A 423-nucleotide genomic window follows, 5' to 3' on the forward strand; every position below is an offset into this window, starting at 1 on the left:
CACATATCCCATCGCCTCGACGATGCGTCCGCCGGCAACGCGCATCAGGTTGACGCCGCGCAGCGAATTGCCGTCCGCCATCCAGTAGCGCCAGCGGATCGTCGCCCGCTCGCCGGCGACGAAGGTTTCTTCCAGGTCGAAGCGCGTGCCGGCCTGGGTTGCGATCGCCGTCCATAGCCCGACGCACGCTTCGCCGCCTGTGTGGCGGGCACCCTCGGGCGCCGGTACGGTGTTTTCGATCACGCAGTTCTCGCCCACCAGTTCGGCCAGCGCCGACGGGTCGTGGCGCTGGAACACGTCGTTGAAGCGCCGCATGATCTCGGCCGTCTCTCGAGACTGGTCGTCTGGGTGGATGTCGATGATGCTATCGGGTTTCATTGCGTTTCTCCCGAGGTCATTGTCCGGCACCGACGAGGATTGCCC

1 protein-coding gene is annotated in these 423 nt (G+C 65.7%); it reads right to left on the reverse strand.

The window, feature by feature from the left end; translation table 11 throughout:
- The coding region (locus tag EN780_RS37945) for a nuclear transport factor 2 family protein (protein ID WP_133373036.1) at window positions 1-378 on the reverse strand (378 nt) is incomplete at its 3' end.
- Window positions 379-423 lie beyond the last annotated feature (45 nt).

The sequence above is a fragment of the Mesorhizobium sp. M4B.F.Ca.ET.089.01.1.1 genome (assembly GCF_004022605.1).
Taxonomy (GTDB): Bacteria; Pseudomonadota; Alphaproteobacteria; order Rhizobiales; family Rhizobiaceae; genus Mesorhizobium; species Mesorhizobium abyssinicae.